This is a genomic window from Streptomyces sp. AM 4-1-1 (genome assembly GCF_029167625.1).
Lineage (GTDB): Bacteria > Actinomycetota > Actinomycetes > Streptomycetales > Streptomycetaceae > Streptomyces.
Map to the genome: position 1 here is coordinate 5,670,549 of NZ_CP119145.1, position 24,616 is coordinate 5,695,164.

Sequence of the window (24,616 nt, forward strand, 5' to 3'; positions counted from 1 at the left end):
AACCGGCGGGACATCCGGACACCTATGTATGTGGGGACGCTGTCCTTCGATCTGCTCCTCGGCGACGTACGTTCGTTGAAGGAGAAACGCTCCGTCGTACGTCCGATCGTCGCCGAGCTCCAGCGCAAGTACGCGGTGAGCGTGGCGGAGACGGGCGACCAGGACCTCCACCGCAGGGCCGAGATCGGCCTCGCGATGGTCTCCGGGGAGACCGGACACCTCTCGGACGTGCTGGACCGGTGCGAGCGCATGGTCGCGGCCCGTCCCGAGGTGGAGCTGCTGTCGGTTCGACGGCGGCTGCACAGCGACGAGGACTGAACTCCGTCGTGGATCAGCACATCGCAACAACGTCAGACCGTAAGCAAAACCCAGAAGGAAGAGTGACGGACCGGTGACCGACAACGCGCGGGCCCGCAAGCTGGCCGATCGGATCCAGGTCGTGGTCGCGGAGACCCTGGACCGGCGTATCAAAGACCCGCGGCTCGGATTCGTGACGATCACGGACGCCCGGGTCACCGGGGACCTGCGGGAGGCCACGGTCTTCTACACGGTCTACGGCGACGACGAGGAGCGGGCGGCCTCGGCCGCCGCGCTGGAGAGCGCCAAGGGCGTCCTCCGGTCCGAGGTGGGCCGGCAGACCGGGGTCCGCCACACGCCGTCCCTGGCCTTCGTCCCGGACGCCCTGCCGGACAACGCCCGCACCATCGAGGACCTTCTCGACAAGGCGCGGGCGAAGGACGCGGAGGTGCGCCAGGTGTCGACCGGTGCGAAGTACGCCGGTGACGCCGACCCGTACCGCAAGCCCGAGGACGAGACCGACGGGACCGACGAGAACGAAGCCCCGGCGTCCGAATGACAGAGCGGAGCAGGACGCCCCGGGCACGGGGCGCGAACACGGCGGCCTCGGACGAGGGCGCCGCGGGGGTGCCGGACGGCCTGGTCATCGTCGACAAGCCGGCCGGCTTCACCTCGCACGACGTGGTCGCCAAGATGCGCGGCATCGCCCGCACCCGGCGGGTCGGCCACGCCGGCACGCTGGACCCGATGGCGACCGGGGTACTCGTCCTCGGCGTGGAGAAGGCCACCAAGCTCCTCGGCCACCTCGCGCTGACCGAGAAGGAGTACCTGGGCACGATCCGGCTCGGCCAGGACACCGTCACCGACGACGCGGAGGGCGAGATCACCTCGTCCACCGACGCCTCCGGGGTGACGCGCGAGGGCATCGACGCCGGGGTCGCCGCACTGACCGGCCGGATCATGCAGGTCCCGTCGAAGGTCAGCGCCATCAAGATCGACGGCAAGCGGTCGTACGCCCGGGTCCGGGGCGGCGAGGAGTTCGACATCCCGGCCCGCCCGGTGACCATCTCGTCCTTCCGCGTCTACGACGTCCGCCCGGCGGTGGCGGAGGACGGGACCCCGGTCGTCGACCTCGTCGTCTCGGTCGTCTGCTCGTCCGGCACGTACATCCGCGCCATCGCCCGCGACCTGGGCGCCGGGCTCGGTGTCGGAGGACATCTGACCGCGCTGCGGCGCACCCGGGTCGGACCGTACGGGATCGACGCGGCGAAGTCGCTCGACCTGCACCAGCGGGAACTGACCGTGATGCCCGTCGCCGAGGCGGCCGCGTCGGCGTTCCCGCGCTGGGACGTCGACGAGAAGCGGGCCAAACTGCTGCTCAACGGGGTGCGGGTGGACATGCCCGGCTACCCGGAGGGCAAGCCGGTCGCGGTCTTCGGACCCGACGGCCGCTTCCTGGTCCTCGTCGAGGACCAGCGGGGCAAGGCCAAGAGCCTCGCCGTCTTCGCCTGAGTCCTGAGCCCTGAGTCCTGAGCGGAGCGGGCGGCCCCCGCCGCCCGCTCCACCGTCCCCCCTCGGACATGCTGTCCAACTCACCTCGCGTATTCACTCCGATGGACGGGCGCTCGGAGTGAACAAGGGGTGCGCCGGGGGGCGCTTTCATCACCAGCGGTGCATGGGGTGATCATTCCCGGCTTACCGTCGTACGCATGGGTAGCGGGAGCCGGTCGGCGCTGATCACGATCTGCGATCAGAACGGACGGCCCCGGGGCACCGGGTTCGTCGCGGACGACCGGGGCACGGTCGTCACCAGCCACGAGGCCGTCGACGGCCGGACCGGCCTCGTGCTGCACGGGGCGGACGGCCGGACCTGTCCCGCCGGTCCCGACACCGTCATCGCTCTGCCTGAGCTGGACCTCGCACTGCTGCGCACCGACGGGACGGACACGCTCGGCGTACGGCCGCTGCCGATCGCCGTCCGAGGCCGTATCGAACCCGGCGCGTACGTACGGATCGCCGCCCACGGCTGGCGGGAGGCGCGGGTGCTCGGGCCGGCCACGGCCACCTACACCTGCGGCGGACGCAGCCGTCCGGTCGGCGAGGCGATGGAGCTGGCGCTCGGCACCGACGGCCGGGACGCGCTGCGGTCGGGCGGTGCGGCGGTGGGCGGCCCGGTCGTCGACCCGGAGACCGGCGCGGTGCTCGCCGTCCTCGGCACCCGGCTGAGCGCGGGACATCCGGCCGCCGGGCTCGCCATGCCGCTGTGGGGCCGGGACGACGAGCCGGTACTGGCCGAGCTGGTACGCCGTAACGCGGTGGTGGTGCCCGGGTACGGGCGCGATCTGAACCTCGCGGGAGCGTCCCGGCTGACCACGGCCCCGGACGGTCCGGCGGTCGGCCGTCCGGTGGACACGCGGCCCGAGCCGGTCGAACGTCCCGGGATCGCCGCCGAGCTCGCGGCGTTCACCGCCGCGCGCGAGGACCCGGGCGGCCCCGTGGTCCTCGGACTCGTCGGCGAGCCGGGCACCGGGCGCACGACGGAACTCGCCGCGCTCGCCGCGCGCCGGGCCCGGGGCACCGTCCCGGCACTCACCGTCCGGCTGCGCGGCGCCGATCTGCGGGCCGACGACACCTCGCTGGCCGACGCGGTCGCCCGCACCCTGCGCCGGGCCGGGCGAATCGTCACTGCCGCCGGGGCGCGGGGCGCCATGGCCGACACCACCCCCGAGCGCGTCGCGGGGCTCGCCGTCGCCTGGGGCAGCCCACTCCTCGTGCTCCTCGACGGCCCCGAGGAGATGCCGCCCGCACTCGCCCACCGCCCCGCGGGCTGGACCACCGCCACGACCGGCTGGCTGACGGCGAACAGGGCGCGACTGGTGATCGCCTGCCGGCCCGAGCACTGGGGGACGGCCGGCACCCACTGGCCGCCCGGCGCGCTGTACCGTCCCGCACGGCCCGCCCCCGCGCTGCCGCCGGCCGTCCGGATCGGCGATCTGACCGCGCGCCAGGCGGAACGGGCCCGTGAACGGTACGCCCTGCCGCCCGGCGCCGTGGCCCCCGTCGCCGACCGGCATCCGCTCACCCTGCGGCTGCTCGCCGGGGTGCGGGAGGAGCTACCCGCCGATGTGCCCGGACGGCCCGGCACCGAGGACGTGTTCGCCGCCCATCTGGACCTGATGTGTCTGCGCATCGCGGTCCGTGTCACCGCGCGGAGCGGTCCCGCCCCGCGCGGCGCAGAGGTACGCCGAACGGCGGCGCGGGTTGCGGGACGGGTCCACGAGGCGGCGAGGCGGTGCCTCGGACCGGGACAGGGCGAACTGGACCGGGCCGCGTTCGAGGAGATCTTCCCGTGGCACACGGGCTGGGCGGCGGCCGTCCTGACGGAGGGGCTGCTGGTCGCGGCGGGCACGGGCTACCGCTTCGCCCACGAGGAGCTGGGGGACTGGGTGCAGGGGGCGCACCTGGACGTGGACGCGGCACTGCACGCGCTGGTGCACCGATGGGGTGCGGACGCGCCGATGCCGGGGGAGCGGGGCGGTCCGCCCCGGGCCCGAGGGGACGGACGGCTCTGCCCCCGGCCGGAGAGGGAGCGGCGGCCGGAGAAGGAGCGTTCCGAACGGCGGGAACCGTCCGAGCCGATGCCCGGACGGGCCCCGGGTGCGGGTGCGGGTGCGGGTGCGGGTACGGGCGCGGCGGCGGTGACGCCGACGGCTGTGCCGGGCCGTCCGGGGAGGGGCGCGCGGGGCGGTCCGGCGCAGCCGCCGGGCACCCGGGTCCTTCCCGTGCCCCGGCACCGCGTCGGCCCCGTGATCCAGGCGCTGCTGCTGCTGGAGCGCCGCCACGGTACGGACGCGCTGGCCCGCCGGATGGCCGGTCTGGCCGACGCCCTGAACCGGTCGGCGCCACCGGCTCCGGCGCCACCGGCTCTCCGGGTGCCCACGGCCCGCGCGTCCGTACGCGCGGCGGCAGCCTCCGTGGCGGCACCTGTCTCGGCTGCGGCGCCCGCTTCAGACATGGCGCCGGCCCCTGACACGGCGCCCGCTTCAGACATGGCGCCGGCCCCTGACACGGCACCCGCTTCAGATATGGCGCCGGCCCCTGACACGGCGCCCGCTTCAGACATGGCGCCGGCCCCTGACACGGCGTCGGCCTCCGGCACGGCACCCGCCCCTGACACTGCGCCGTCCCACCCCGTGGACCCCGCGCGGGCGGACGAGGCGCGCTGGTGGGCCGCCCGGCTGCTCGCGGGGACGCTGCTCCGGGTGCCCGACGCACGCCCCTACCTCGAAGTGCTCCGGGCGCTCGCCGGGTGGGTCACCCGACGGCCCGGCCGCGCGGGCGGGCCGGGCGAGCGGTCGGCGTACGCGGAGTTCGGGCCGTGGTTCTGGCCGAGGCCGCGGCTGCCCGAGGCGGACCGGCTCGATCTGTTACGGCGACTCGTGACCGCCGACGGGCCGCCCGGCGCGGACTGCGGCGAACGGTATCTGGACGCGGCCGCCCGTCGGCTCGCCGCCGCGCCACGGACCGTACAGCCGCTGCTCTGCCGCTGGTTCACCGACGAGCGCCCCCTGACCTTCGACGCGGTCGACGGTGGGGAGTCGATGCGGCCCACGGTCGCCGCCGCCGCGCAGGCCCTGCTCTACGCCCGCAGGGACCTCGCCGTCGACGATCTGGTCGAAGCGCTCGTCGTGACCGCCCATCCCCGTGCCGGTGAACTCCTCGCCGCGCTCGCCGAGGACGAGCCGTCCGCGATGTGCCGCGCCGTGGACCGCTGGGCCCGGGACGACGCCCGGCCCGAGCGGTGGACCGACGCGGCCACCCACGCGCGGGCCGTCGCCCCGTACACCGCGGACCCCGCCGACCGCGTCCTGCTGCACCGCTGCGCCGTCGCCCTGTTGTCGCGCCCCGACGAGCCCGATGTCCGGGGCCCCGCACTCACCGTGCTCGTCCAGGACCCGGCCACCCGGGAGCGTCATCTGCCCGCCGCCCTGCGGGCCCTCGCCGCGGGGGACCCCGGCAGGTCCGCCTCCGTGGCCGCTCTCGCCGAAGCCCTCACCTCCCATCCCGAGCCGGTGCTCGCGGCGTTCCGGCAGTGCCTCGCACGGCCCGGCGACGCAGCCGGCGAGGTCCTGTCGGCGCTGGCCGGGACGGACTCCCCGGCGCTGGCGTTGCACGCCGCGGATCTCGTACGCGAGTACCTGGACCACCACCCGGACGACGCCGGGGCCGCCGCCGCGTACATCGACCGCAGGCTGGAACACGGACCCGCCGCCCGCGCCCTGCTCAGGCCACTGGTCACCGGTCTGCTGCGGGACCGCCCCGGGCCGGTGCGCGCCGCGCTCGCCCCGGTGCTCGCCGCCCCGGGCAGCCCGGACTCCCGGGAGGCGCGGGCGGAGCTGCTGGAGGAGCTGCTGGCAGCGGAACAGGGCGCACGGCCCGATCCGGACGTCCTCGCCGCGCTGCTCCGGGCCGCCGCCGGCGCGGACCGGGGACCGGAATCCCGCACCCTGGCCCTGGTGCACCGGGCCGGGACGCTCCTCGTCCGTACTCCGGAGGGCGCGTCCCGCTTCGACCGGGAACTCGCCGAACTCGCCCGCGAGTTTCCCGAATTCGCCGCGTCCGTCCTGGGCCGGCTGGAGGACGCCCCGCAGGAGTGGGCGGCCGTGGTCGGCCCCGGCGCGCGACGGACACTGGAGACGCTGTGCTCCCGCACCCCGATGCCGATGCGGGCCGGGGGGCCCGGGCATGGCAGTCTTAGACCTGCGTAATCGACAATCACGTACACGGGTTCGGGCGAGGAGCGGTGAGAGTGCAGCGCTGGCGTGGCTTGGAGGACATCCCCCAGGACTGGGGACGCAGCGTCGTCACCATCGGCTCCTACGACGGGGTGCACCGCGGACACCAGCTGATCATCGGCCGGGCGGTCGAGCGGGCGCGCGAGCTGGGGCTGCCGTCCGTCGTCGTCACGTTCGACCCGCACCCCAGCGAGGTCGTCAGGCCCGGCAGCCATCCGCCGCTGCTCGCGCCGCACCACCGCCGTGCGGAGCTGATGGCGGAGCTGGGGGTGGACGCGGTGCTGATCCTGCCGTTCACGACCGAGTTCTCGAAGCTCGCGCCCGCCGACTTCATCGCCAAGGTCCTGGTCGACAAGCTGCACGCCCGGCTGGTCATCGAGGGCCCGAACTTCCGCTTCGGTCACCGTGCGGCGGGGAACGTCCAGCTCCTCACCGAGCTGGGCCCGGCCCACGACTACAGCGTCGAGGTCATCGACCTGTATGTGAGCGGTGAGGCGGGCGGCGGCGAACCGTTCTCCTCCACGCTGACCCGTCGGCTGACCGCCGAGGGCGATGTGGCGGGGGCCGCCGAGATCCTCGGCCGCCCGCACCGCGTCGAGGGCGTCGTGGTCCACGGCGCGCGGCGCGGCCGTGAACTGGGCTTCCCCACGGCGAACGTACAGACGCTGCCGCACACCGCGATCCCCGCCGACGGCGTCTACGCTGGCTGGTTGCACGTGGACGGCGAGGCGATGCCCGCCGCGATCTCGGTCGGCATGAACCCGCAGTTCGACGGCAAGAACCGGACGGTGGAGGCGTACGCGATCGACCGCGTCGGGCTCGACCTGTACGGGCTCCATGTCGCCGTCGACTTCCTCGCCTACGTCCGGGGCCAGGAGAAGTTCGACTCGATCGACGCGCTGCTCGTGGCGATGGCCGCCGATGTGAAGCGCGCGAGCGAGCTGGTGGCGGCGGCCGAACGGGGCTGATCCGCCGCCCGGCGCCCGTGGCACCGGGCCGCCTCCGGGACCGGCCCCGGCCCTACCCCCGCTCCGCCTCCGTCGTGGCGGAGGTCTCCGAGGAGGACGGTGGAGCGGCGGCGACCGCCGTCGCCCAGTGGCACGCCACACGGGTCCCGCCGTCGCCCGCGAGCACCGGCAGGTCCTCCGTGCGGCACGCGTCGGCGACCCCGGCACGCTCCGCCTCGCCCGAGGCGAGAATCCGGCAGCGGGTGTGGAACCGGCAGCCGGACGGCACCCGGGACGGGTCCGGCGGTTCGCCCGACAGAATCACCGGATCGCCCTGCGCCTCCGGCAGGACCGACAACAGTGCCTGGGTGTAAGGGTGCTGAGGTCGCGTCAGTATCTTCTCCGCGTCACCGGTCTCGACGATCCGGCCGAGGTACATCACCGCCACCCGGTCGGCGATGTTCCACGCCAGCCCCAGATCGTGCGTCACCACCAGTGCGGACAGGCCCAGTTCGTCCCGGAGCCGCAGCAGCAGTGCCAGGATCTCACCGCGCACGGACGCGTCCAGCGACGCCACCGGCTCGTCCGCCACGATGAGTTCGGGTTCGAGGACCAGCGCACCCGCGATCACCACCCGCTGCCGCTGGCCACCGGACAGTTCACGCGGACGGCGCAGGAGGAACCGCTCGGGCGGCCGCAGCCCGGCCCGTGACAGCGCCCGCGTGACCGCCGCCCGCTCGTCACCCCCGTACCCGTGGATGCGCAGCCCCTCCGCCACCGCGTCGTACACCGTGTGCCGGGGGTTGAGCGAGCCGCTGGGGTCCTGGAGGACCAGCTGCACCCGCCTGCGGTACGCCTTCAGGGCCCGCCCCGAGTAGCCGAGCGGGACGCCGTCGAATGTCACCCGGCCGGACGTCGGCGGGACCAGCCCCAGCAGCGCGCGGGCCAGCGTCGTCTTGCCGCAGCCCGACTCGCCGACCAGCGCGACGATCTCGCCCGGCCGGATGGCGAGGTCGACGCCGTCGACGGCCCGTGCCGCGGCGGCTCCACGCCGGCCGGGGAAGGTGACCTCCAGTCCGTCCGCGCCGAGCAGCGGCGGGGGAGGGGGCGGGACGGTCACGGGGTGCTCCTGACGTCCGGGGTGCCGTGCCCGGCCGGCGAGCCGGCCCCGGTGACTCCGGCGGCCCCGGTGCGGCCCTGTCCCGGCGGCCCCACGAGCACACAGGCGGCCCGCCGCCCGGCTCCCGCGTCCCACAGCTCCGGGTCCCGTGTCGCACAGGAGTCGACGGCGACCGGGCAGCGCGGGTGGAACGTACAGCCCGACGGCAGCGCCGACGGGTCCGGCGGGTCACCGGGCAGACCGCGCGGGGCGTGCCGGGACGCGGGGTCGCCGATCCTGGGGAAGGCGGTGGACAGCGCGCTCGCGTAGGGGTGCAGGGCGTTCTCGTACACCTGCCGGGCGGGGCCCTCCTCCACGATCCGGCCCGCGTACATCACCGCCAGCCGGTCGCAGGTGTCGGCCAGCACCGCCAGATCGTGGCTGATCATGATCAGGCCGAGTCCCTGGCCCGCGACGAGCTGTTCGATCAGCCGGAGGATCTGCGCCTGGATCATCACGTCCAGCGCGGTGGTCGGCTCGTCCGCGACGACCAGCTCGGGATCACAGGCCAGCGCCATCGCGATCATCACGCGCTGGCGCTGGCCGCCGGACAGCTCGTGCGGATAGGCGCTCGCCCGTGCGGCGGGCAGCCCGACCTGTTCCAGCAGTTCCCCGGCCCGCCTCCGGGCCGCCGCCCGGGTCGTCCCGCGATGGAGCAGGACCGGTTCGGCGATCTGGTCGCCGACGCGGTGCACGGCGTTCAGCGAGTGCATCGCGCCCTGGAAGACGATCGACGCCCCCGCCCAGCGCACGGCCCGCAGCCGCCCCCATCGCATGGTGAGGACGTCCTCGCCGTCCAGCAGGATCTCGCCGGACAGCTTCGCCGACGCGGGCAGCAGCCGCAGCAGCGCCAGCGCCAGTGTCGACTTCCCGCAGCCGGACTCCCCGGCGATGCCCAGCTTCCGGCCGGCTTCCACCCGCAGGTCGACGCCGCGTACGGCGGGGACGGCGAGGGCGCCCGAACCGTAGGTCACCTGGAGGTTCCTGACGTCGAGCAGCGGCCGACCGGTCGTGGAGGATGTCAACGGCCCTTCTCCGTCCTTGGGTTGAGTACGGATTCGATGGTGCGTCCGCACAGGGTGAAGGCGAGCGCGACCACCGCGATGGCGAGTCCGGGCGGGGTGAGGTACCACCAGTCGCCGGAGCTGACCGCACCCGCCTCGCGGGCGTCCTGGAGCAGCCCGCCCCAGGAGACGATCATGGGATCGCCGAGTCCCAGGAAGGCGAGGGTCGCCTCGGTGAGAATGGCGGTGGAGATCACCAGCGTGGTCTGGGCGAGGATCAGCGGTATCACGTTCGGCAGCACATGGCGGGACATGATGTGCCGGTGGCCGCCGCCGAGCGCGCGGGCCCGTTCGACGTACGGGCGCGACTCGACGGACAGCGTCTGGGCGCGCACCAGCCGGGCCGTCGTCGGCCAGGTGGTCACGCCGATCGCCAGGACGGTCGTCCAGAGGGAGTGCGACAGCACGGTGGCCAGCGCGATCGCGAGCACCAGGGTGGGCATGACCAGGAACCAGTCGGTGATCCGCATGACCACCGTCGAGTACCAGCCGCCGAAGTGCCCCGCGGTGATTCCCACCAGGGCCCCGATGGCCACCGAGAGGAACGCCGCGAGGAGCCCGACCGTCAGCGAGACCCGGGTGCCCCACAGCAGCAGCGCCAGCAGGCTGCGCCCGAACTGGTCGGTCCCCAGCGGGAACCGGGCGCTCGGTGACTCCATCGGACCGCCCGGAGCGGCGGTGACGCTCAGCGAGTCCGAACCCACCAGGACGGGGGCGAGCAGCGCCAGGAGTGCGATCAGTACGAGAACGGCGAGGCCGACGAGCCCGGCACGACGGCGCCGGTACCGCCGCCAGAACAGGGCGAGGGCCCGGCGCCTGCGGGCCCGTGCCAGGGCGCGCGGCCCCGCGCTTCCCACCGCGTCGGCCGAGGTCGTCATCGGCCCACCCTGGGATCGAGCAGCGGAAGGATCAGGTCGGCGAGCGTGTTCATCAGGATCACCGCCGCGGCGAAGACGAAGAACAGCCCCTGCACCAGAGGCAGATCGGGCACGCTCAGCGCCTGGTAGAAGAGGCCGCCGAGACCGGGCCAGGAGAACACGGTCTCGACCAGGATCGCGCCCGCCACCGTGTTGCCGAGGTTGACGAAGAGCAGGGTCGCGGTCGGCAGCAGGGCGTTCGGCACGGCATGCCGACGGCGTACGAGGTCGTCCCGCAGCCCCTTCGCGCGGGCCGTCGTCAGATAGTCGCCGTCCATCTCGTCGAGCAGTGAGGACCGCATCACCAGCAGGGTGCGCGCGTACTCGACGGCGACGAGGGTGACGACCGGCAGCACCAGGTGGTGGCCGACGTCGAGGACGTACCCGAAGCCGCTCCCGTCGCCCGACTCCATGCCGCCGGTCGGGAAGAGTCCGGGGACCGGCCCGACGCCCACCGACAGCGTGACGATCAGCAGCAGACCCAGCCAGAACGACGGCACCGAGTAGAGCGTCAGCGCGAGCGCGGTGTGGAAGCGGTCCCCGGCCGATCCGCCGCGCCAGGCGGAGCGCGAACCCAGCCAGATCCCGATGACGGTGTGGAGGACGAAGGCGGTACCGGTCAGCAACAGGGTCGCGGGCAGTGCCTCGGAGATCTTGTCGACGACCGGCGCGCGGAACTGGTACGACGTGCCGAGGTCCCCGGTGAGCGCCTTGCCGCAGTAGTGGGTGAACTGCTCCCACAGCGGCAGGTCGAGGCCGAACTCCCGTCGCATGGAGGTGATCTGCTCGTTCGAGACCTGCCGTCCGCCGGTCATCTGCTTGACGGGATCGCCGGGTATCAGCCGGAAGAGGAAGAAGCTGGTCACCAGCACGGCGAACAGGGAGACGGCTGCGCCGCCCAACTTGCCCGCCACGTAAAGCGGATAGGCGCGGGTTCGCGGACCACGGGCCGGGGGACCGGCCTCCGCCGGGCCCCCGGCCCCGGCGCGGTCCACGCCCGTGGCGACCGTCATGGACGCGGGAGTGTCGTCAGCGCTCATGGCTAGGCACGGTCCTCCGCGGTGGACCGGCGCCGCAGGGCGATCAGCAGCCCGCCACCGGCCAGGACGACGACGGCCGCACCGACGCCGATGAGCACCCCCGTCGACCCACCGCCACCGCCACCGTCGGCCGACGATCCGGCCGGGACCGCCGACCACCAGCTCCAGTAGCCGTCCTGTCCCCAGATGTTGCCCGCGGCGGCCGGCATCGTGGTGATCGATTCGATCTGGTCGGTGCGGTAGGCCTCCACGGCGTTCGGGTACGCCATGACGTTCATGTACCCGGAGTCGTACAGCCGCGACTCCATCCGCTTGACGATTCCGGCGCGCCTCGCCGGGTCGTACTCGGCGAGCTGCTGGTCGTAGAGCCTGTCGTACTCCTTGTCGCAGATGAAGTTGTCGGTCGTCGCGGACGTCCTCGGCCTGGTGGGCAGGGCGGCGCAGGTGTGGATCGACAGCACGAAGTCCGGGTCCGGGTTGACGGACCAGCCGTCGAAGGCGAGGTCGTACTCACCGGCGTACCAGGGGTCGGTGACGTTGTCGAGGCAGTCGACCTTCAGACCGATGCCGAGGCCGCCCCACCACTCCTGGAGGTACTTGCCGACCGCCTTGTCGTTGGGGTCGGTCGCGTGGCAGAGGATGCGGAGGTCCAGTGGCCTGCCGTCCTTGCCGACGCGCTTGCCCGCGGCGTTCTTCCGGTAGCCGGCGTTGTCGAGGAGGGCGGCGGCCCGCCGCGGGTCGTACGCCTGCTTCCGCTCGGCGGGCGGCTGCCAGAAGTACGTGGAGAAGCGGGGCGGGATGTAACCCGCGCCTTCCACCGCGTGGCCCTGGAACACCTTGTCGATGACGGTCCGGCGGTCGACGGCCAGGAAGAGCGCCTGCCGGACCCGCTGGTCGAGGAGCGCGGGATTCCCGTCGCCGAACTCCGTACCGTCCTTGGTGCGGGCACCGGGGTTGACGGCCAGCGCGTAGAAGCGCCTGCCCGGTGCGTCGTTCACCTTGATGTTCTCGGTGTTCTTCAGCGAGGCCGACTGGGCGGGCGTCAGGCTCGGGCTGCCCGCGACGAAGGACACCTCCCCCTTGCGCAGCGCCGCGACGGCCGCGTCCTGGTCCTTGTAGTAGCGGAAGACGATCTCGTCGAACTTCGGCGAGCCGCGCCAGAAGTCCTTGTTCGCCCTGAGCCTGACGTAACTGTCGACCTTGTAGTCCGTGAGGACGAACGGCCCGTCACCGACGATCGGGAACGCCGTGTCGTTGTTGAACTTCGAGAAGTCGCCGACCTTCTCCCAGATGTGCTTCGGGACGATCGGCACGTCGAGCGCGGTCATCGTGGCCTGCGGCCGCTTCAGCTGGATGACCAGCTTCTCCGGCCCGGCCGCCGTCACCTTCCTGAAGTTGGTGACGAAGCTGCCGTTCGCGGTGGCCGCCGCTTCGTCGGTCATGATCTTGTCGAAGGTCCAGGCCGCGTCCTCGGCGGTGACCCGCTGCCCGTCCGACCAGGTGGCGTCGGAGCGGATGGTGTACGTCCACGTCAGCTTGTCCGCCGACGGCTCCCACGTGGTGGCCAGGCCGGGGATCGCGTGGTTGTCCTGGGGATCGTAGTTCGTCAGGAAGTCGTACATCAGCCGGTGGACACTGGTGCTCACCAACCGCTGGGCGAGGAACGGACTCAACGAGTCGACGCTCTGCGCCACCGCGACCGTGAGCGTGGTCCTGCCGTCTCCACCGTCGGCGGCCCGCGCGCTCTGCGCGGCCGGGGACAGCGGAGCGCCGGGTAAGACCGATCCGGCCGCCAGTGCGAGCGCGGCGACACCGGAGGCGAGGAGCAGGCGCAGTCGAAGGCGTGGCTGGTGGGGAGAGCTGGGCGGAACGCTTGTGACCATGGACGGGACCTCGCGTCATGACTCGCACGGAGAATGGCGGATGGCTCTCGGGTTCGTCAGCTGGTGATGCGAGGTCTACCAGCGGCGGTCGAGCCGCGTCAACGGTCCGTGGACACCCCGTGTGGTCTGCGGTAATACGCGAAGGACCCGCACCGGGGGGCGGTGCGGGCCCTCATTGGTCCAGACCTCTTGGCCTACTGCTGGGGCGGTCGCGAAGACGGCGGACCGGCCGGTCCGGCCGTGCCGGGCGGCGACTGCCGCAGGTCGTCGGGGCTCGGCTGCGGAGGGTGGGGCTGTTGTGCCTGGGGCTGTTGCGTCTGGTGCTGTTGAGGTGGTTGCGGGTACTGCGGATATTGGTACTGCTGCGGGGGCTGTTGGGCCGGATAGGGCTGCTGTGGCGGATACGGCTGTTGAGGGAACGACTGCTGAGGAAACGGCTGGTGGGGAGACGGCTGGTGGGGAGACGGCTGTTGCGACGGCGCCTGACCGCCGTACGGCTGATGCTGAGGATTCGGCTGCTGTGACTGCCGCGCCGACGGGTGCTGCCCGGGCGCGTAGGGCTGTCGGCCCGGCCCCTGGGGTCCGGGCATCGGCGGAGCGTACTGCGGCGGCGGGCTGCTGCCGTCCGACGTCCACAGCCCCTGCTGTTGCTGGGCGCGTGCGAAGTCCTCGGCGACGAGCGCGGAGAGGTTGAAGTACGCCTCGCGGGTCTTGGGACGCATCATGTCGAGGTCGACCTCGGCCCCGGCCGCCAGATGCTCGTCGAACGGTACGACGACGACGCCCCGGCAGCGCGTCTCGAAGTGCCGCACGATGTCGTCGACCTTGATCATCTTTCCGGTCTCACGTACCCCGGAGATCACCGTCAGCGAGCGCTGCACCAGCTCCGCGTACCCGTGGGCCGAGAGCCAGTCCAGTGTGGTGGAGGCGCTGGACGCACCGTCGACCGACGGCGTCGAGATGATGATCAGCTGGTCGGCGAGATCCAGCACGCCACGCATCGCGCTGTACAGCAGACCGGTACCGGAGTCGGTCAGGATGATCGGGTACTGCTTGCCCAGGACGTCGATCGCCCGCCGGTAGTCCTCGTCGTTGAAGGCCGTGGAGACCGCCGGGTCCACGTCGTTGGCGATGATCTCCAGGCCGGAGGACGCCTGGGAGGTGAACCGGCGGATGTCCATGTAGGAGTTGAGGTACGGGATCGCCTGGACCAGGTCGCGGATGGTCGCCCCGGTCTCGCGACGCACCCGGCGGCCGAGCGTACCGGCGTCCGGGTTCGCGTCGATGGCGAGGATCTTGTCCTGCCGCTCGGTGGCCAGGGTCGAGCCGAGTGCGGTGGTCGTCGTGGTCTTGCCGACACCGCCCTTGAGGCTGATGACGGCGATCCGGTAGCAGGACAGCACGGGGGTACGGATCAGCTCCAGCTTCCGCTGCCGCTCGATCTCCTCCTTCTTGCCACCGAGCTTGAACCGGGACGCCGAGGAGGGGTTGCGGCTGCTCTTGGCCTTCTGCTTGCCCCGGACCAGCCGGTCCGACGACAGTTCGACGGCCGCCGTGTACCCCAGCGGGGCGCCCGGGACGGAACGCTCACGCTGATCGTGGGTGACGGGCGTGGGCCAGGCGGCGCCCGCGCGTGGATCGACGGGCGGGGTGTGGGACGGCTGGGGCTGGGGGGACGGTTGTGCCTGTGGGGGCAGCTGACCGTCGTACGGGTGCTGCGGGGGATACGCCTGTGGAGGCTGCTGCCGCTGAACGGGCTCAGGGGCGGGCGGCTGCTGCGCTGCCACGGGTGCGGGCGACTGAGACGTCCCCTGGACCGGCGGCAGAGGGGCGCCGCCCAGCCGGCCGGGGAATTGCGGAGGCTGGGGCTGCTGAGCTGTGGGGTGGGCCGGTGGCTGGGGCAGGGGCTGGGCCGGGGGGAAGCCGTAACCGTTCCGGGGCTGCGGCTGGTGCTGGTGCGGCGGGTAGGGCTGCGGCGGGTACGGCTGGGCCTGCGGCTGCGGCTGCGGCTGCGGCTGAGCCTGGGGCTGCGGTTCGGTGCCCTGCGGGAACCCATAACCGCCCTGCTGAGCAGGGGTGTTCGGGTACGCGGGCGGTTGCTGGACGGGCGGCGTCCGCGGGCTCTGTGGCACCTGCGTTGAGTGCGGGCCCGGTGGGAAGCCGTAACCCCCCGGTACGTCGGCGGCGGGAACCGGTGCGGGCCACTGCGGGGCCGACGGGGGAGCGGAGGGCTGCGGAGTCGCGGGCTGGAAGGCGGGCGGCAGCGGCGGCAGTCCCCCCTGCGCGGAAGGTGCCTGGGACCAGGGTGCCGGCGCGGGCGGGGGTACGTGGACGGGGAGTTCCGGGGAGGGCGTGTCGGCGGGTCCGCTGTCGGTGGTGGCGACCACGGCATCGGGCCCATGGCCGGGACCGGGCTCGGCGTCCTCGTCGGCACCGGTGTCCGAACCGATAACGGCGGCATCGGCGTCGATGCCCGCACCTGTGTCCGTGTCTGTTCCAAGGGCCGTGGCGGGCCGGGCGTCCGTGCCCGGCCCGGAGGCGTTCCCGGCCGTCGGGGCGACCGGGCCCGTACCGTCGTCCGGATCACCGTTTGTCCCGCCGTCGGCCTCGTCGGAGACCGCGGGACCGGCCACCGGGAAGTCGCCCGACAGGGAGTCGGCGCCCGCTTCCGCTGGAGGGGCGTCCTCGGGCCCGGCTCCGGAGCGCATCTCGCGCTTGGGCTCAGCTTCGGCGCCGGTGGCGCCCTCGGCGTCGGTTCCCGGGCTGACCGCCGTATCGAAGCTCCCGCTCCCCGCTCCGTCCGGACCCGTCTCCGGGGGCGTGATCCCCGCGGCGGCGTCACGCTCGGCGAACTCACGCTTCAGCGCGGCCGATGAGAAGCGCATGGTCGCCCCGCTCTCCACATCACCACCCCCGAACGGGTCCGGCGCACCGTCACCGTCCGCCGTCGCGACGGGGACAGGGGAGGAGGCGGGTGTGGCCGGCTCCGGCGTCCGGTGCGGTTCGAAACCACTGCCGTCAGGCAGTCCGGGCACGGAAACCGGCGCCCCCCTCGGCGGGGGCGGTGTCACGGAGGCGCCCGGCCCCGCCGCCGCGCCCGACGCGTCTCCCGACGCGTTCTGCGTGTACCAGGCGGGCGGGGTGTAGTCGATGGTGAACTCACCCGTCATCTCGGCGGGCTCCGCGTCGGACTGATCGTCGACGGGTGTCTCCCAGGCCCTGCGGATCTCGTCACGATCGCCGTTCACTCTGCCTCCTGATGTGGTCGAGCACCCTTGTGCCGTGGTGGGTGGGGGCGACCGTTCCCGATGTCCGATACGCCCGGCTCTACCCCGTGGGACGCGCTTGGCCCGCCCGTAGGTTCTTCTCGCGCGCCCGGACCCACCCTAATCGCCGGACGCCCCGCTCCGGCAGGCCCGTACCGCACGGCGGGAGCGACCCCGCGCACGGCACGGCGGGCACGGTCCCGTGCACCGCACGGCGGGAACAGCCCTTCTCCGGGGAGCACTCACCCGCCCAAGTGAAGCGCACCCGAAGGAACATGACGCTCGATCCGGTCAGACCCGTACAACTCACGGCGGAATCCGCGCGATGCGCGTACCACCGCCGACGCGGCACAGGGGTGGCCCCGCCCATGGCGGGTGACCACCCCTGTGCCGCGTCGGCGGCCTGTCGCGCCCTCCCGGGCACGCGTCACGCCTACTTGAGGTCGAACTCGCCGTCCCTGGCGCCCAGTACGAACGCACGCCACTCCGCCTCCGTGTACCGCAGCACGGTGTCCGGGTCCAGCGACGACCGCATCGCGACCGCGCCTCCCGGCAGATGCGCGATCTCTACCCGCTCCTCCACGTCCTCCGTGCCGGGAGGGCACAGCCACTTCACGTCCGAGATGTCGAGCGCGTACAGCTCGTCCTTCTCCTGCTGGGTTCCCATATCGGTGTCCCTTCGATCGAACCTGTCATTCGCACCGCCCATGCTCCCCGGTGCACATGTCCGTGAGGGCGAAAATCGGGCAGAATTCAGTCCATTCTGCGTGCTGTGCCCAGCAGACCGGTCTCCGCGTCCGTCGCGCGCGTCATCACCCAGTGGCGCTCACGCCCCGCGCCCCACAGCGTGACACCGTCCGCCAGCGTCGGCAGGGCCTCGCTCTCGGCCCGGGACAGCCCCAGAATGCGGCCGATCTGTTCGGCCTCCTCGGGTGAGACCCGCTGGATGCCCACCAGCGCGGCCGAGCGCATCAGCCGGGGCGCCACCGGGCTCATGTACGGCAGCAGCGTCAGCACGGACTGCCACGGCGACGACACCACCCGGCCCCGGGGCGGGCGCATCCCGCAGTCCCGTACGACCACCACCGGACTGCTCACCGTCGCACCCGTCGGCGGCACCCGTCCCACATCGTGCAGGGTGATGCACTCAAGACCCGCGCCGGCCGCCTGCGCCAACGCCGTCCACGCCTGTGCGCGGCCCGTCTCGACGGCCACCCGCGCCCCGGTACCGGCCGCGCGCAGCGCCAGCACCTGCGCCGTCCACAGCCCACCGATCAGGAGTACGTCGTACGGCGTCGGGCGGTGGAACGCGATCAGCTGCGGACGTCCCTCCGCGTCGTCGCCGATCACCACGCCGTCGTCCCCGACCGGCAGCGACAGCGCCGCCAGGTCCGCCGTCGCCAGGGTGTGCCCCGCGTGACGCGGACCGCGCAGCCCGCGCCTCGCCGCCATCCGGTTCCTCACCGCGCACCACCCAGCGGAAGCGTCGCCAGCACCCCGGGCAGCTGCTCACGGTCCAGCCGCACCAGACCGACCTTCGCGTACCGTGCCGCCTGCTCCAACGTCCTTCGTACGCCGACCAGTTCGGTGTCCGATCCACCGGTGATCCGGACATGCCCGCTCACGGTCGTCGCTCCCCGGTGCGCACCGCGCCGCACGGTGAGGCTGAAGGTCGTCGCATAGGCGGGGACCGAGGTCAGCAGGGACACGAGGCGGGGCAGCGGCGTCGCGCCCCGGCCCAGCTCGGGCCAGCGGTCGACCGCGTACGTGGTGTGCCAGCGGTCGTCGCACCGCCACACCCTCGACGTCTCCGACGTCCGCCGCTGATGGCCGGAATCAGGCCGTCCGGCTCGTGCCGACAGCATCGGGTTGGCACACGCCGAGGTCGCCACCGCGGAGTTCAACTCGTCCTGGTCCAGCACCGCGGCCCGGAACCCGGCACCGGTGATCCGGCTCGCGACATGGTCCGCCACCCGCACCAGACACCGCTGCGCGCCACCGAGACCGCCCCCGCGCGCCTCGACCGCCTCCCGGCACAGCTGCGGGTCCAGCTTCACGGCCACCCACGTCATCCGCAGCGCGGGCGCCCCCGTCTTCTCCTGGAGCGGCGCGTACGACAGCCGGGCCACCGACCGCTGGGGGAGATGCGGAGCCGGGGCCGACCGCACCTGCTGGACCAACTGCGCCGACTCCAGCACGATGTCGTCCACCTCCAGCGCGTCACCCAGCAGGGACAGCGGGAGCGCCCGGGCGCCGGCGGCCGGACGCAGTGCCTCGCCGCCCGCCTCGACCCGTACCACCGCGGTCAGGAAGGTGCCGTCCCCGAGCATCCCCACCGTGCGTCGGTTCCGGTCGACATACCCGGAAGGACCGAACCCGGGCACACCCTCCGTGACCGGTGCCAGCGTCGGCTCCACGTCCGGTGCCCGACCCGTCCGTACCGCGGACCCGGTGGCCCGTCCCCGGGCACGCAGCGCCAGCGCCGTCGCCAGCCAGTCCTGAACGGCGCGGCCCCGACGGCGTACCACCGCGAGCAGCACCAGCGCACAGGCGACCACGACGGCCGGTACCACCCAGGGCGTGCCGAGCACGGCCCCCACGGCCGCCACCGCGAGCGCCGCCTCGACGAGCACCAACTGCCGCAGCAGCGGGCCGAGCCGGCCGGTCCGCGAAATGGACCGCAGGGTGGTCGCCGCGGGCGCTCCCAGGGGTGTCGTGGCGGATGGGACGGACCGGCCGTTGCGGCGTTGCCGTCGGGAACTGCCGGAGGCCCGCGCGGTAGCCCGCCCCGTGCGCCGGCGCGTCGCCGTACTCATCGCCGCGTTGCCCCCTCGTGTCCGAATTAGCCGTTTTTTCACGGGTGTTGACCGGGCGATCACCCTACCTGAGCAGGTGGGGCGAGACGTCAACAGGCATAGTAGGGGGGCCGGTCCGGCCGCAGTGCCCGTCGACGGATGTGGGAACCTGGTCGCCCACTGGGGAGAAGGGGCAGCGGACACATGGCATCGCGGCGAGACGAGCTCAACGCCTACACCTTCGCGAAGCGCAGGCTCATCGCACAGTTCCTCCAGCCCAACCCGACCGGTTCCGAGGAGGGCGCGCCGCGCCCGCTGCGCGCGGTGGTCCCGGGCGCGATCGTCGGTGTGGTGGTCCTCGCGGTCTTCGGGGCCTGGGGAATGTTCAAGCCGGTCGCGCCCAAGGGCTGGGACACCCCCTTCGAGAACGTCATCATCGCCAGCAAGTCCACCACCCGCTATGTGGTGTTGAAGACCGAGGGCAAGACCCAGCTCCATCCGGTCCTCAACATGTCGTCGGCCAAGCTCCTCCTCGATCCGGACAAGGGGAAGGTCGTCACGGTCGCCGAGTCCGAACTCGACAGCGGCCGGATTCCGCACGGCGCGACCCTCGGCATCCCGTACGCCCCCGACCGGCTGCCCGACACCCGTGAGGCCGGAGCGGCCAAACGCTGGGCCGTCTGCGAGCGGCCCGGTGAGGGGGGCCGGGCCATCCAGAAGGCGGCGTTCGTCCTCGCGGAACGCGACCGGGACAGGACGGAGGGCGCGGGCCGGCTGACCGGTGGTGAGCTGATGTACGTCGAGGGACCCGACCGCACCCGGTACGTCGTGGACGCGAACGGTACGGCGTACTCCCTGGCCAAGGACGAGCTGCTGCTGCGCACCCTGGTGGGCCAGGACCGCCCCGCCCAGCGGGTCTCCGACGCCTGGCTCGCGACCCTGCGCACCGGGGACCCCATCACCTTCCCCAGGGTCCAGGGAACCCCCGGCGCCGACGCGGGTGTCGCCGGCGACCTGGGAACGGAGGCGAACAAGGTGGGCATGGTCCTCGCCGCCACCTCCGGCACCCGGACACAGCGGTACGTCGTGCTGCCGGGCCGGGTCGCGCCCGTGTCCGACTTCACCGCCAAGCTGCTGCTCAGCAGCCGGGACCTGATCGGCCTCGGCCAGGCGGGCAACGCGCTGCCCGTCAGCGCCGCCGCGTTCGAACCGGGCCAGGCGTTCGGCCGGAACCATGACTGGCCCGAGTACGCGCCGAAGCCGGTCAACTCCGCGGGTACGACGAAGGGAAGCCGGAACACGGTGTGCAACGTGCTGCGGAGCGTGCGGAAGTCCGACGGCGCCACCACCCTCAGCACCTGGGTCGGCGCGGACTTCCCCGCGACGCTTCCCACCGGCTCCAGCAGCGCGTACGTCACGCCCGGATCGGGCCTGCTGTTCCGCCAGTTCAAGGGGTCCAGGACGGACACCGGTTTCCTCTTCCTGGTCACCGACACCGGTCTGCGCTACGCGATGCAGTCCAACGGCGACAGCGCCGCCGACGACTCGGGCATCGGGGAGTCCGGCTCCGAGAAGGACAGGGAGGCGGCCCGGCAGGAGGCGCAGCAGGCCCAGAACCGGCTCGGGTACAAGGACGTCGTACCCGCTCCCGTCCCGGCCGCCTGGTCCTCCTTCCTGCCGACCGGTCCGCGGCTGTCCACGTCGGACGCCCGGCAGCCGCAGGGCTCATGAGGGGCGGGCCCGTGACGTACACGTACCGACGCCTGCTGTTCGCCGTCGCCGCGACCGCCGTCACGCTCATCACCGTGCCGGTCGCTCCGGCCGTCGCCGACGACTCGACCCAGTGCACCTTCCCGGCGAAGGAATACCCGGGCCGCCCATGGGCGTTGCAGCGCGTGCTGTTGGACGAACTCTGGAAGCAGTCCACCGGGAAAGGGGTGCGCGTCGCGGTCATCGACACCGGGATCGACATCAGGAACCCCCAGCTCGCCCATGCCGTCGACGTCAAGAGCGGCCGCAACTTCCTGCGCAAGGACCTCAAGTCGGAGGACGGCGCGCCGATCAAACGCGGCAGGGAGGACGGCACGACGGACGGAGTCGGCCACGGCACCAAGGTCGCCGGCATCATCGCGGCCCGCCCGGCCAAGGGCACGGGCTTCACCGGACTCGCGCCCGACGCCACCCTGATCCCGGTCCAGCAGAACGACGCGGACGGCCACGGCACGGCCGAGACCCTCGCCGACGCCATCCACTACGCCGTCGACGACGCGCACGCGGACGTCATCAACATCTCCCAGGACACGGCCAACGCCTTGGAGCCGTCCCCCGTCCTGAAGCAGGCGGTGGAGGACGCCCTGGCCAAGGACGTCGTCGTCGTCGCCTCCGCGGGCAACGACGGCCTGGGCGGCAACGCCAAGAAGACCTATCCGGCCTCGTACGAGGGCGTCCTGGCCGTCGCCGCCTCCGACCGCAACAACGAGCGCGCGGCCTTCTCCCAGTCCGGCGAGTTCGTGGGGGTGGCGGCCCCCGGCGTGGACATGGTCTCCACGGTGCCGGGTGGTGGCCACTGCTCCGACAACGGGACCAGTTTCTCGGCCCCGTACGTCGCCGGGGTCGCCGCGCTGATCAAGGCCAAGCACCCCGGCTGGACGCAGAGGGAGATCGTCGCGCAGATCCAGCAGACGGCCGAACGCTCGATCGCGGGCCACGACCGACTGGTGGGCTGGGGCGTCGTCGACCCGGTGCGCGCCCTGAGCGAGGACGACAAACCCGTCGAACGACCGGTGGCGAACGAGGGCGTGAGCCGCGCCGAGGCCCCCACCCCCGCCGAACTCCACCTCGGCGAGACGGCGGAGGAACGCAACCAGCGCCTCGCCACCTACGTGGTGGTGGGCGGGGTCGTCCTGGTCGCCGCGATCTCCGGCACCGCCGTGGCACTCAGGGACGCCCGCCGCCGCACGGCGGGCGCGACGCGCCGGCCCACCGGCTGACGTACCCCCGCATCGACGCCCCGAAATGGGAAGTCACGTGGCCGACAAGGCAGTTGGCCCTGTTGGAGGCAGTGGATAGAGTGGTATGCGTGCGAGCGGTGTGTCGTTCACGGCAATGCGATCGCAACGCACAACAGCTTGAGCAAACGGGGAACGGGGAAGGGCAGGCATCGTGAGCGGTGCGAACGGTGGCGGGGGAGGCCCGTCCAAAGGAGCGAGCGACCTCGAACACGGCGTGGGCGCGCTGGAGAAGTTCAGGGACCGGGTCAACACCTTGCTGGCGAACTTCGAGAGTTCCGCGGGCGGAAGGTCCAAGGTGGCCGCCCAGACGGTCTCCCGCACCTCACTGAGCGGCACGAACGCGGGCTTCGCGGAGGCGGACGGGCTCTACACCCAGTACAACCGCGTCCACGAGGCACTCGTCTCGCTGTCCAGGTCACTGGGTGAGCAGATCGAGTACCTGAGCCTGGGGGTGCAGGCGGCGAGCGTCGGATTCGACAACGTGGACAACGACGTGCGGGCGCGGTTCCACGCGATCGAGGCCCGACTGGCGAAGGAGAACGGACAGGCACCGCACGAGGCCGGTTCCGGGCAGCCGCGCACCGACGGTTCGACCGGTTCGGCCTACGACGATCTGGGGGACAGCTGATGAGCGAACAGCAGCCCGAACTGGCGCCCGAGGAACAGCGCGAACAGGACCAGGGGCGGGTTCGGACCCAGATCTTCACCACGGACGTCGTCCGGACCGTCGAGCGGGTGACCGACGCGCTGCCTTTCGGCGGTGGACCCCGCAACCACGGCCGCACCTCGTTCGAGGGCCATGATCTCAACGTGATGATCGACCTGGTCGAGGCGTCGAACCCGGAGCACCTGGAGAGCGCGGGGCAGGCCTTGTGGAACGCCCGGGACGCCATCCGGGAGGCCGCCAAGGAACTCGGCGAACACATCGACCGGGTCGACTGGCAGGGCGAGTCGGGTAACGCCTTCCGGGAATGGGGGAAGGGCCTGGTCGGCCACGCCCAGAAGCTGGGTGACTTCGCGGACGCGGCGGGCACGCAGATCACGGTCGCGGGCACGGGCCTCGCCTCGGTACGCAAGTCGATGCCACCGCGCGACGACCGGCTGGACCCGAAGAAGGTCGACGAGATCGAGCTGCCGAAGCGCACGGACGCCAACCCGGAGTACGCGGCGGCGGTCCGGGTGGAGAAGCACCGCCAGGAGGCCATCAACCAGGTGAACCGCCTGGCGTCGTACTACGCGGTCTCGGAAGAGGTACTGGCTTCGAAGGAGCCGCCCAGATTCGACAAGGCGCTGGATGTCGATGTGCCACGGCCGCGCGGCATCATCGACCCGAGGGGGAATTCGAGGACGGGCTCCTCTACGTCGAACGGCCACTCGTCATACGACAGCGCACAAAGTAGCGTTTCCGCGCGGGGGAGCGGCCATGGCGTCGATGCCTCTACTGGGCGACGCGAGGTCGAGGCCGTCGGCACGATCACGCCAGTCCCGGCCAGGAGCACGTCGACGGAGATCGACAGCGTCACCGCGCCGCCTCCTCCCGTGACTCCGGCGAGCCCTGCGCCTACCCCCTCGGCACCGGGCGGACCGGGAGCCGGGACCGGCGCGTTTCCTCCGGTTTCCCCGGTGGTCAACGGTGCGTTCAAGCCCGTGCAAAAAGGGACATCACGTTCGACCACCGTCGGCGATGTACAGAAAGCCGTCGGTAGAAGCGGCAGTGCTCACGTGAGACCCGGCCCCGGCGCAGGCGGCACTTCTGCGGTCGGTGGACCTGGGGCGGAACGCAGGACGGGGCCGATGGCCGATGGCCATCCGGCAGGGATCGGCCGACCGGGGGGGACCGCTGGTGGCTCGCCGACCGCCGGGCACGGCGGAACACAGACCGGACGCTCTGTCGGAGGCACCAGCGCAACGGCTTCAGGCGGGGGCAGGCCCGGAGGGACCGGTGGTCGCCCGATGGCGGGACACACGGGTGGGGGACCCTCCTCAGGTCCGCGTGCGGGCCGTGGCAACGGCATCGTGGGCGGGACTCCGCAGCGTGGCGGCTCGGCATCGGGAACCACCGGATCCCGGGGTGGCTCGCGCGGGACCGTGATCGGCGGTGAGTCTGCGAGCCAGGGACGTGCCACCGGAGGAGCCGCGAGCGGGCGCGGAGCGAACGGATCGAGCGCGGGTGCGGCCCGTTCGGGAGGCCGAGGCACGACCAGCTCCAGCGGGGTGATCGGTACGCCTCGCGGTGATGCTCCTGGCTCCAGGGCCAAGGGTAAGGGCTTCACCTCCGGCGGCGCCGGCCTGGTGCGTGGCTCCGGGCGCCGACGGGACTCCGACGAGGAAGAGCAGGAGAACACGGGTACGACACGGCCGGACTACCTGACGGAAGACGAAGAGACATGGGCGGCGCGACGGCCCGGAGCCGTACCGCCGGTGATCGAGTAGGCACAGGGA

General features: G+C 72.7%; 18 protein-coding genes. 9 read left to right on the forward strand and 9 right to left on the reverse strand.

Annotated features, from left to right (window positions below; translation table 11 throughout):
• Positions 1 to 24: 24 nt before the first annotated feature.
• The 5 genes from PZB75_RS24150 to PZB75_RS24170 all read left to right on the forward strand — a co-directional run bounded on the left by PZB75_RS24150 (position 25) and on the right by PZB75_RS24170 (position 7,060).
• Positions 25 to 318 carry a DUF503 domain-containing protein gene (locus PZB75_RS24150; RefSeq protein ID WP_275537387.1) on the forward strand — a complete coding sequence of 98 codons (294 nt, stop codon included), beginning with the start codon at positions 25 to 27 and terminating at the stop codon, positions 316 to 318.
• Between the two features lie 73 nt (positions 319 to 391).
• Positions 392 to 856, forward strand: a complete 465-nt coding sequence (rbfA, locus tag PZB75_RS24155; protein ID WP_275537388.1) for a 30S ribosome-binding factor RbfA — start codon at positions 392 to 394, stop codon at positions 854 to 856.
• The gene (truB, locus tag PZB75_RS24160) at positions 853 to 1,809 is read left to right on the forward strand and encodes a tRNA pseudouridine(55) synthase TruB (protein WP_275537389.1); all 957 of its coding nucleotides are present in this window, start codon (positions 853 to 855) and stop codon (positions 1,807 to 1,809) included. Before rbfA ends, truB begins: the two co-directional genes overlap by 4 nt.
• Before the next feature lie 197 nt (positions 1,810 to 2,006).
• Positions 2,007 to 6,065, forward strand: a complete 4,059-nt coding sequence (locus tag PZB75_RS24165) for a trypsin-like peptidase domain-containing protein (protein WP_275537390.1) — start codon at positions 2,007 to 2,009, stop codon at positions 6,063 to 6,065.
• Positions 6,066 to 6,106: 41 nt separating this feature from the next.
• Positions 6,107 to 7,060, forward strand: coding sequence for a bifunctional riboflavin kinase/FAD synthetase (locus PZB75_RS24170; RefSeq protein WP_275537391.1), 954 nt, complete (start codon positions 6,107 to 6,109; stop codon positions 7,058 to 7,060).
• A 52-nt stretch (positions 7,061 to 7,112) separates the two neighbouring features.
• Here the strand turns inward: PZB75_RS24170 and PZB75_RS24175 are convergent, their stop codons facing one another.
• The 9 genes from PZB75_RS24175 to eccE form a co-directional block, all read right to left on the reverse strand.
• Positions 7,113 to 8,159 (reverse strand): ABC transporter ATP-binding protein, encoded by a 1,047-nt coding sequence (locus tag PZB75_RS24175; protein WP_275537392.1) that lies wholly within the window; start codon positions 8,157 to 8,159, stop codon positions 7,113 to 7,115.
• Entirely contained in the window at positions 8,156 to 9,223 is a 1,068-nt protein-coding gene (locus PZB75_RS24180) for an ABC transporter ATP-binding protein (protein ID WP_275537393.1), read from the reverse strand. Before PZB75_RS24180 ends, PZB75_RS24175 begins: the two co-directional genes overlap by 4 nt.
• The gene (locus PZB75_RS24185; protein ID WP_275537394.1) at positions 9,220 to 10,140 is read right to left on the reverse strand and encodes an ABC transporter permease; all 921 of its coding nucleotides are present in this window, start codon (positions 10,138 to 10,140) and stop codon (positions 9,220 to 9,222) included. The genes PZB75_RS24180 and PZB75_RS24185 overlap by 4 nt, the downstream gene beginning before the upstream one ends.
• Positions 10,137 to 11,219, reverse strand: a complete 1,083-nt coding sequence (locus PZB75_RS24190; RefSeq protein WP_275537395.1) for an ABC transporter permease — start codon at positions 11,217 to 11,219, stop codon at positions 10,137 to 10,139. Before PZB75_RS24190 ends, PZB75_RS24185 begins: the two co-directional genes overlap by 4 nt.
• A gap of 2 nt (positions 11,220 to 11,221) precedes the next feature.
• Positions 11,222 to 13,102 (reverse strand): ABC transporter substrate-binding protein, encoded by a 1,881-nt coding sequence (locus PZB75_RS24195; RefSeq protein ID WP_275537396.1) that lies wholly within the window; start codon positions 13,100 to 13,102, stop codon positions 11,222 to 11,224.
• A gap of 194 nt (positions 13,103 to 13,296) precedes the next feature.
• Positions 13,297 to 16,350, reverse strand: coding sequence for an SCO5717 family growth-regulating ATPase (locus tag PZB75_RS24200; RefSeq protein WP_275537397.1), 3,054 nt, complete (start codon positions 16,348 to 16,350; stop codon positions 13,297 to 13,299).
• 451 nt (positions 16,351 to 16,801) lie between these two features.
• Entirely contained in the window at positions 16,802 to 17,035 is a 234-nt protein-coding gene (locus PZB75_RS24205) for a DUF397 domain-containing protein (protein ID WP_275537398.1), read from the reverse strand.
• An 86-nt stretch (positions 17,036 to 17,121) separates the two neighbouring features.
• Entirely contained in the window at positions 17,122 to 17,820 is a 699-nt protein-coding gene (locus PZB75_RS24210) for a hypothetical protein (protein WP_275537399.1), read from the reverse strand.
• Between the two features lie 8 nt (positions 17,821 to 17,828).
• Positions 17,829 to 19,184 (reverse strand): type VII secretion protein EccE, encoded by a 1,356-nt coding sequence (eccE, locus tag PZB75_RS24215; protein ID WP_275537400.1) that lies wholly within the window; start codon positions 19,182 to 19,184, stop codon positions 17,829 to 17,831.
• A 183-nt stretch (positions 19,185 to 19,367) separates the two neighbouring features.
• Between eccE and eccB the strand changes: the two genes are divergently transcribed.
• The 4 genes from eccB to PZB75_RS24235 all read left to right on the forward strand — a co-directional run bounded on the left by eccB (position 19,368) and on the right by PZB75_RS24235 (position 24,607).
• Complete coding sequence (gene eccB / locus PZB75_RS24220) at positions 19,368 to 20,894, forward strand: type VII secretion protein EccB (RefSeq protein WP_275537401.1); 1,527 nt, start codon at positions 19,368 to 19,370, stop codon at positions 20,892 to 20,894.
• Positions 20,891 to 22,153, forward strand: a complete 1,263-nt coding sequence (mycP, locus tag PZB75_RS24225; RefSeq protein ID WP_275537402.1) for a type VII secretion-associated serine protease mycosin — start codon at positions 20,891 to 20,893, stop codon at positions 22,151 to 22,153. The genes eccB and mycP overlap by 4 nt, the downstream gene beginning before the upstream one ends.
• A gap of 172 nt (positions 22,154 to 22,325) precedes the next feature.
• Positions 22,326 to 22,802 (forward strand): hypothetical protein, encoded by a 477-nt coding sequence (locus PZB75_RS24230; protein ID WP_275537403.1) that lies wholly within the window; start codon positions 22,326 to 22,328, stop codon positions 22,800 to 22,802.
• Positions 22,802 to 24,607: a hypothetical protein gene (locus PZB75_RS24235; protein WP_275537404.1), complete on the forward strand. Its 1,806-nt coding sequence runs from the start codon at positions 22,802 to 22,804 to the stop codon at positions 24,605 to 24,607. Before PZB75_RS24230 ends, PZB75_RS24235 begins: the two co-directional genes overlap by 1 nt.
• Positions 24,608 to 24,616 lie beyond the last annotated feature (9 nt).

Bases quoted from the DNA above. Each gene is read 5' to 3' on its own strand.
- PZB75_RS24150 (WP_275537387.1), top strand. From the start codon at position 25: ATGTATGTGGGGACGCTGTCCTTCGATCTGCTCCTCGGCGACGTACGT.
- truB (WP_275537389.1), top strand. From the start codon at position 853: ATGACAGAGCGGAGCAGGACGCCCCGGGCACGGGGCGCGAACACGGCG.
- PZB75_RS24165 (WP_275537390.1), top strand. From the start codon at position 2,007: ATGGGTAGCGGGAGCCGGTCGGCGCTGATCACGATCTGCGATCAGAAC.
- PZB75_RS24185 (WP_275537394.1), bottom strand. From the start codon at position 10,140: ATGACGACCTCGGCCGACGCGGTGGGAAGCGCGGGGCCGCGCGCCCTG.
- PZB75_RS24190 (WP_275537395.1), bottom strand. From the start codon at position 11,219: ATGAGCGCTGACGACACTCCCGCGTCCATGACGGTCGCCACGGGCGTG.
- PZB75_RS24195 (WP_275537396.1), bottom strand. From the start codon at position 13,102: ATGGTCACAAGCGTTCCGCCCAGCTCTCCCCACCAGCCACGCCTTCGA.
- PZB75_RS24205 (WP_275537398.1), bottom strand. From the start codon at position 17,035: ATGGGAACCCAGCAGGAGAAGGACGAGCTGTACGCGCTCGACATCTCG.
- PZB75_RS24210 (WP_275537399.1), bottom strand. From the start codon at position 17,820: ATGGCGGCGAGGCGCGGGCTGCGCGGTCCGCGTCACGCGGGGCACACC.
- eccE (WP_275537400.1), bottom strand. From the start codon at position 19,184: ATGAGTACGGCGACGCGCCGGCGCACGGGGCGGGCTACCGCGCGGGCC.
- eccB (WP_275537401.1), top strand. From the start codon at position 19,368: ATGGCATCGCGGCGAGACGAGCTCAACGCCTACACCTTCGCGAAGCGC.
- mycP (WP_275537402.1), top strand. From the start codon at position 20,891: ATGAGGGGCGGGCCCGTGACGTACACGTACCGACGCCTGCTGTTCGCC.
- PZB75_RS24235 (WP_275537404.1), top strand. From the start codon at position 22,802: ATGAGCGAACAGCAGCCCGAACTGGCGCCCGAGGAACAGCGCGAACAG.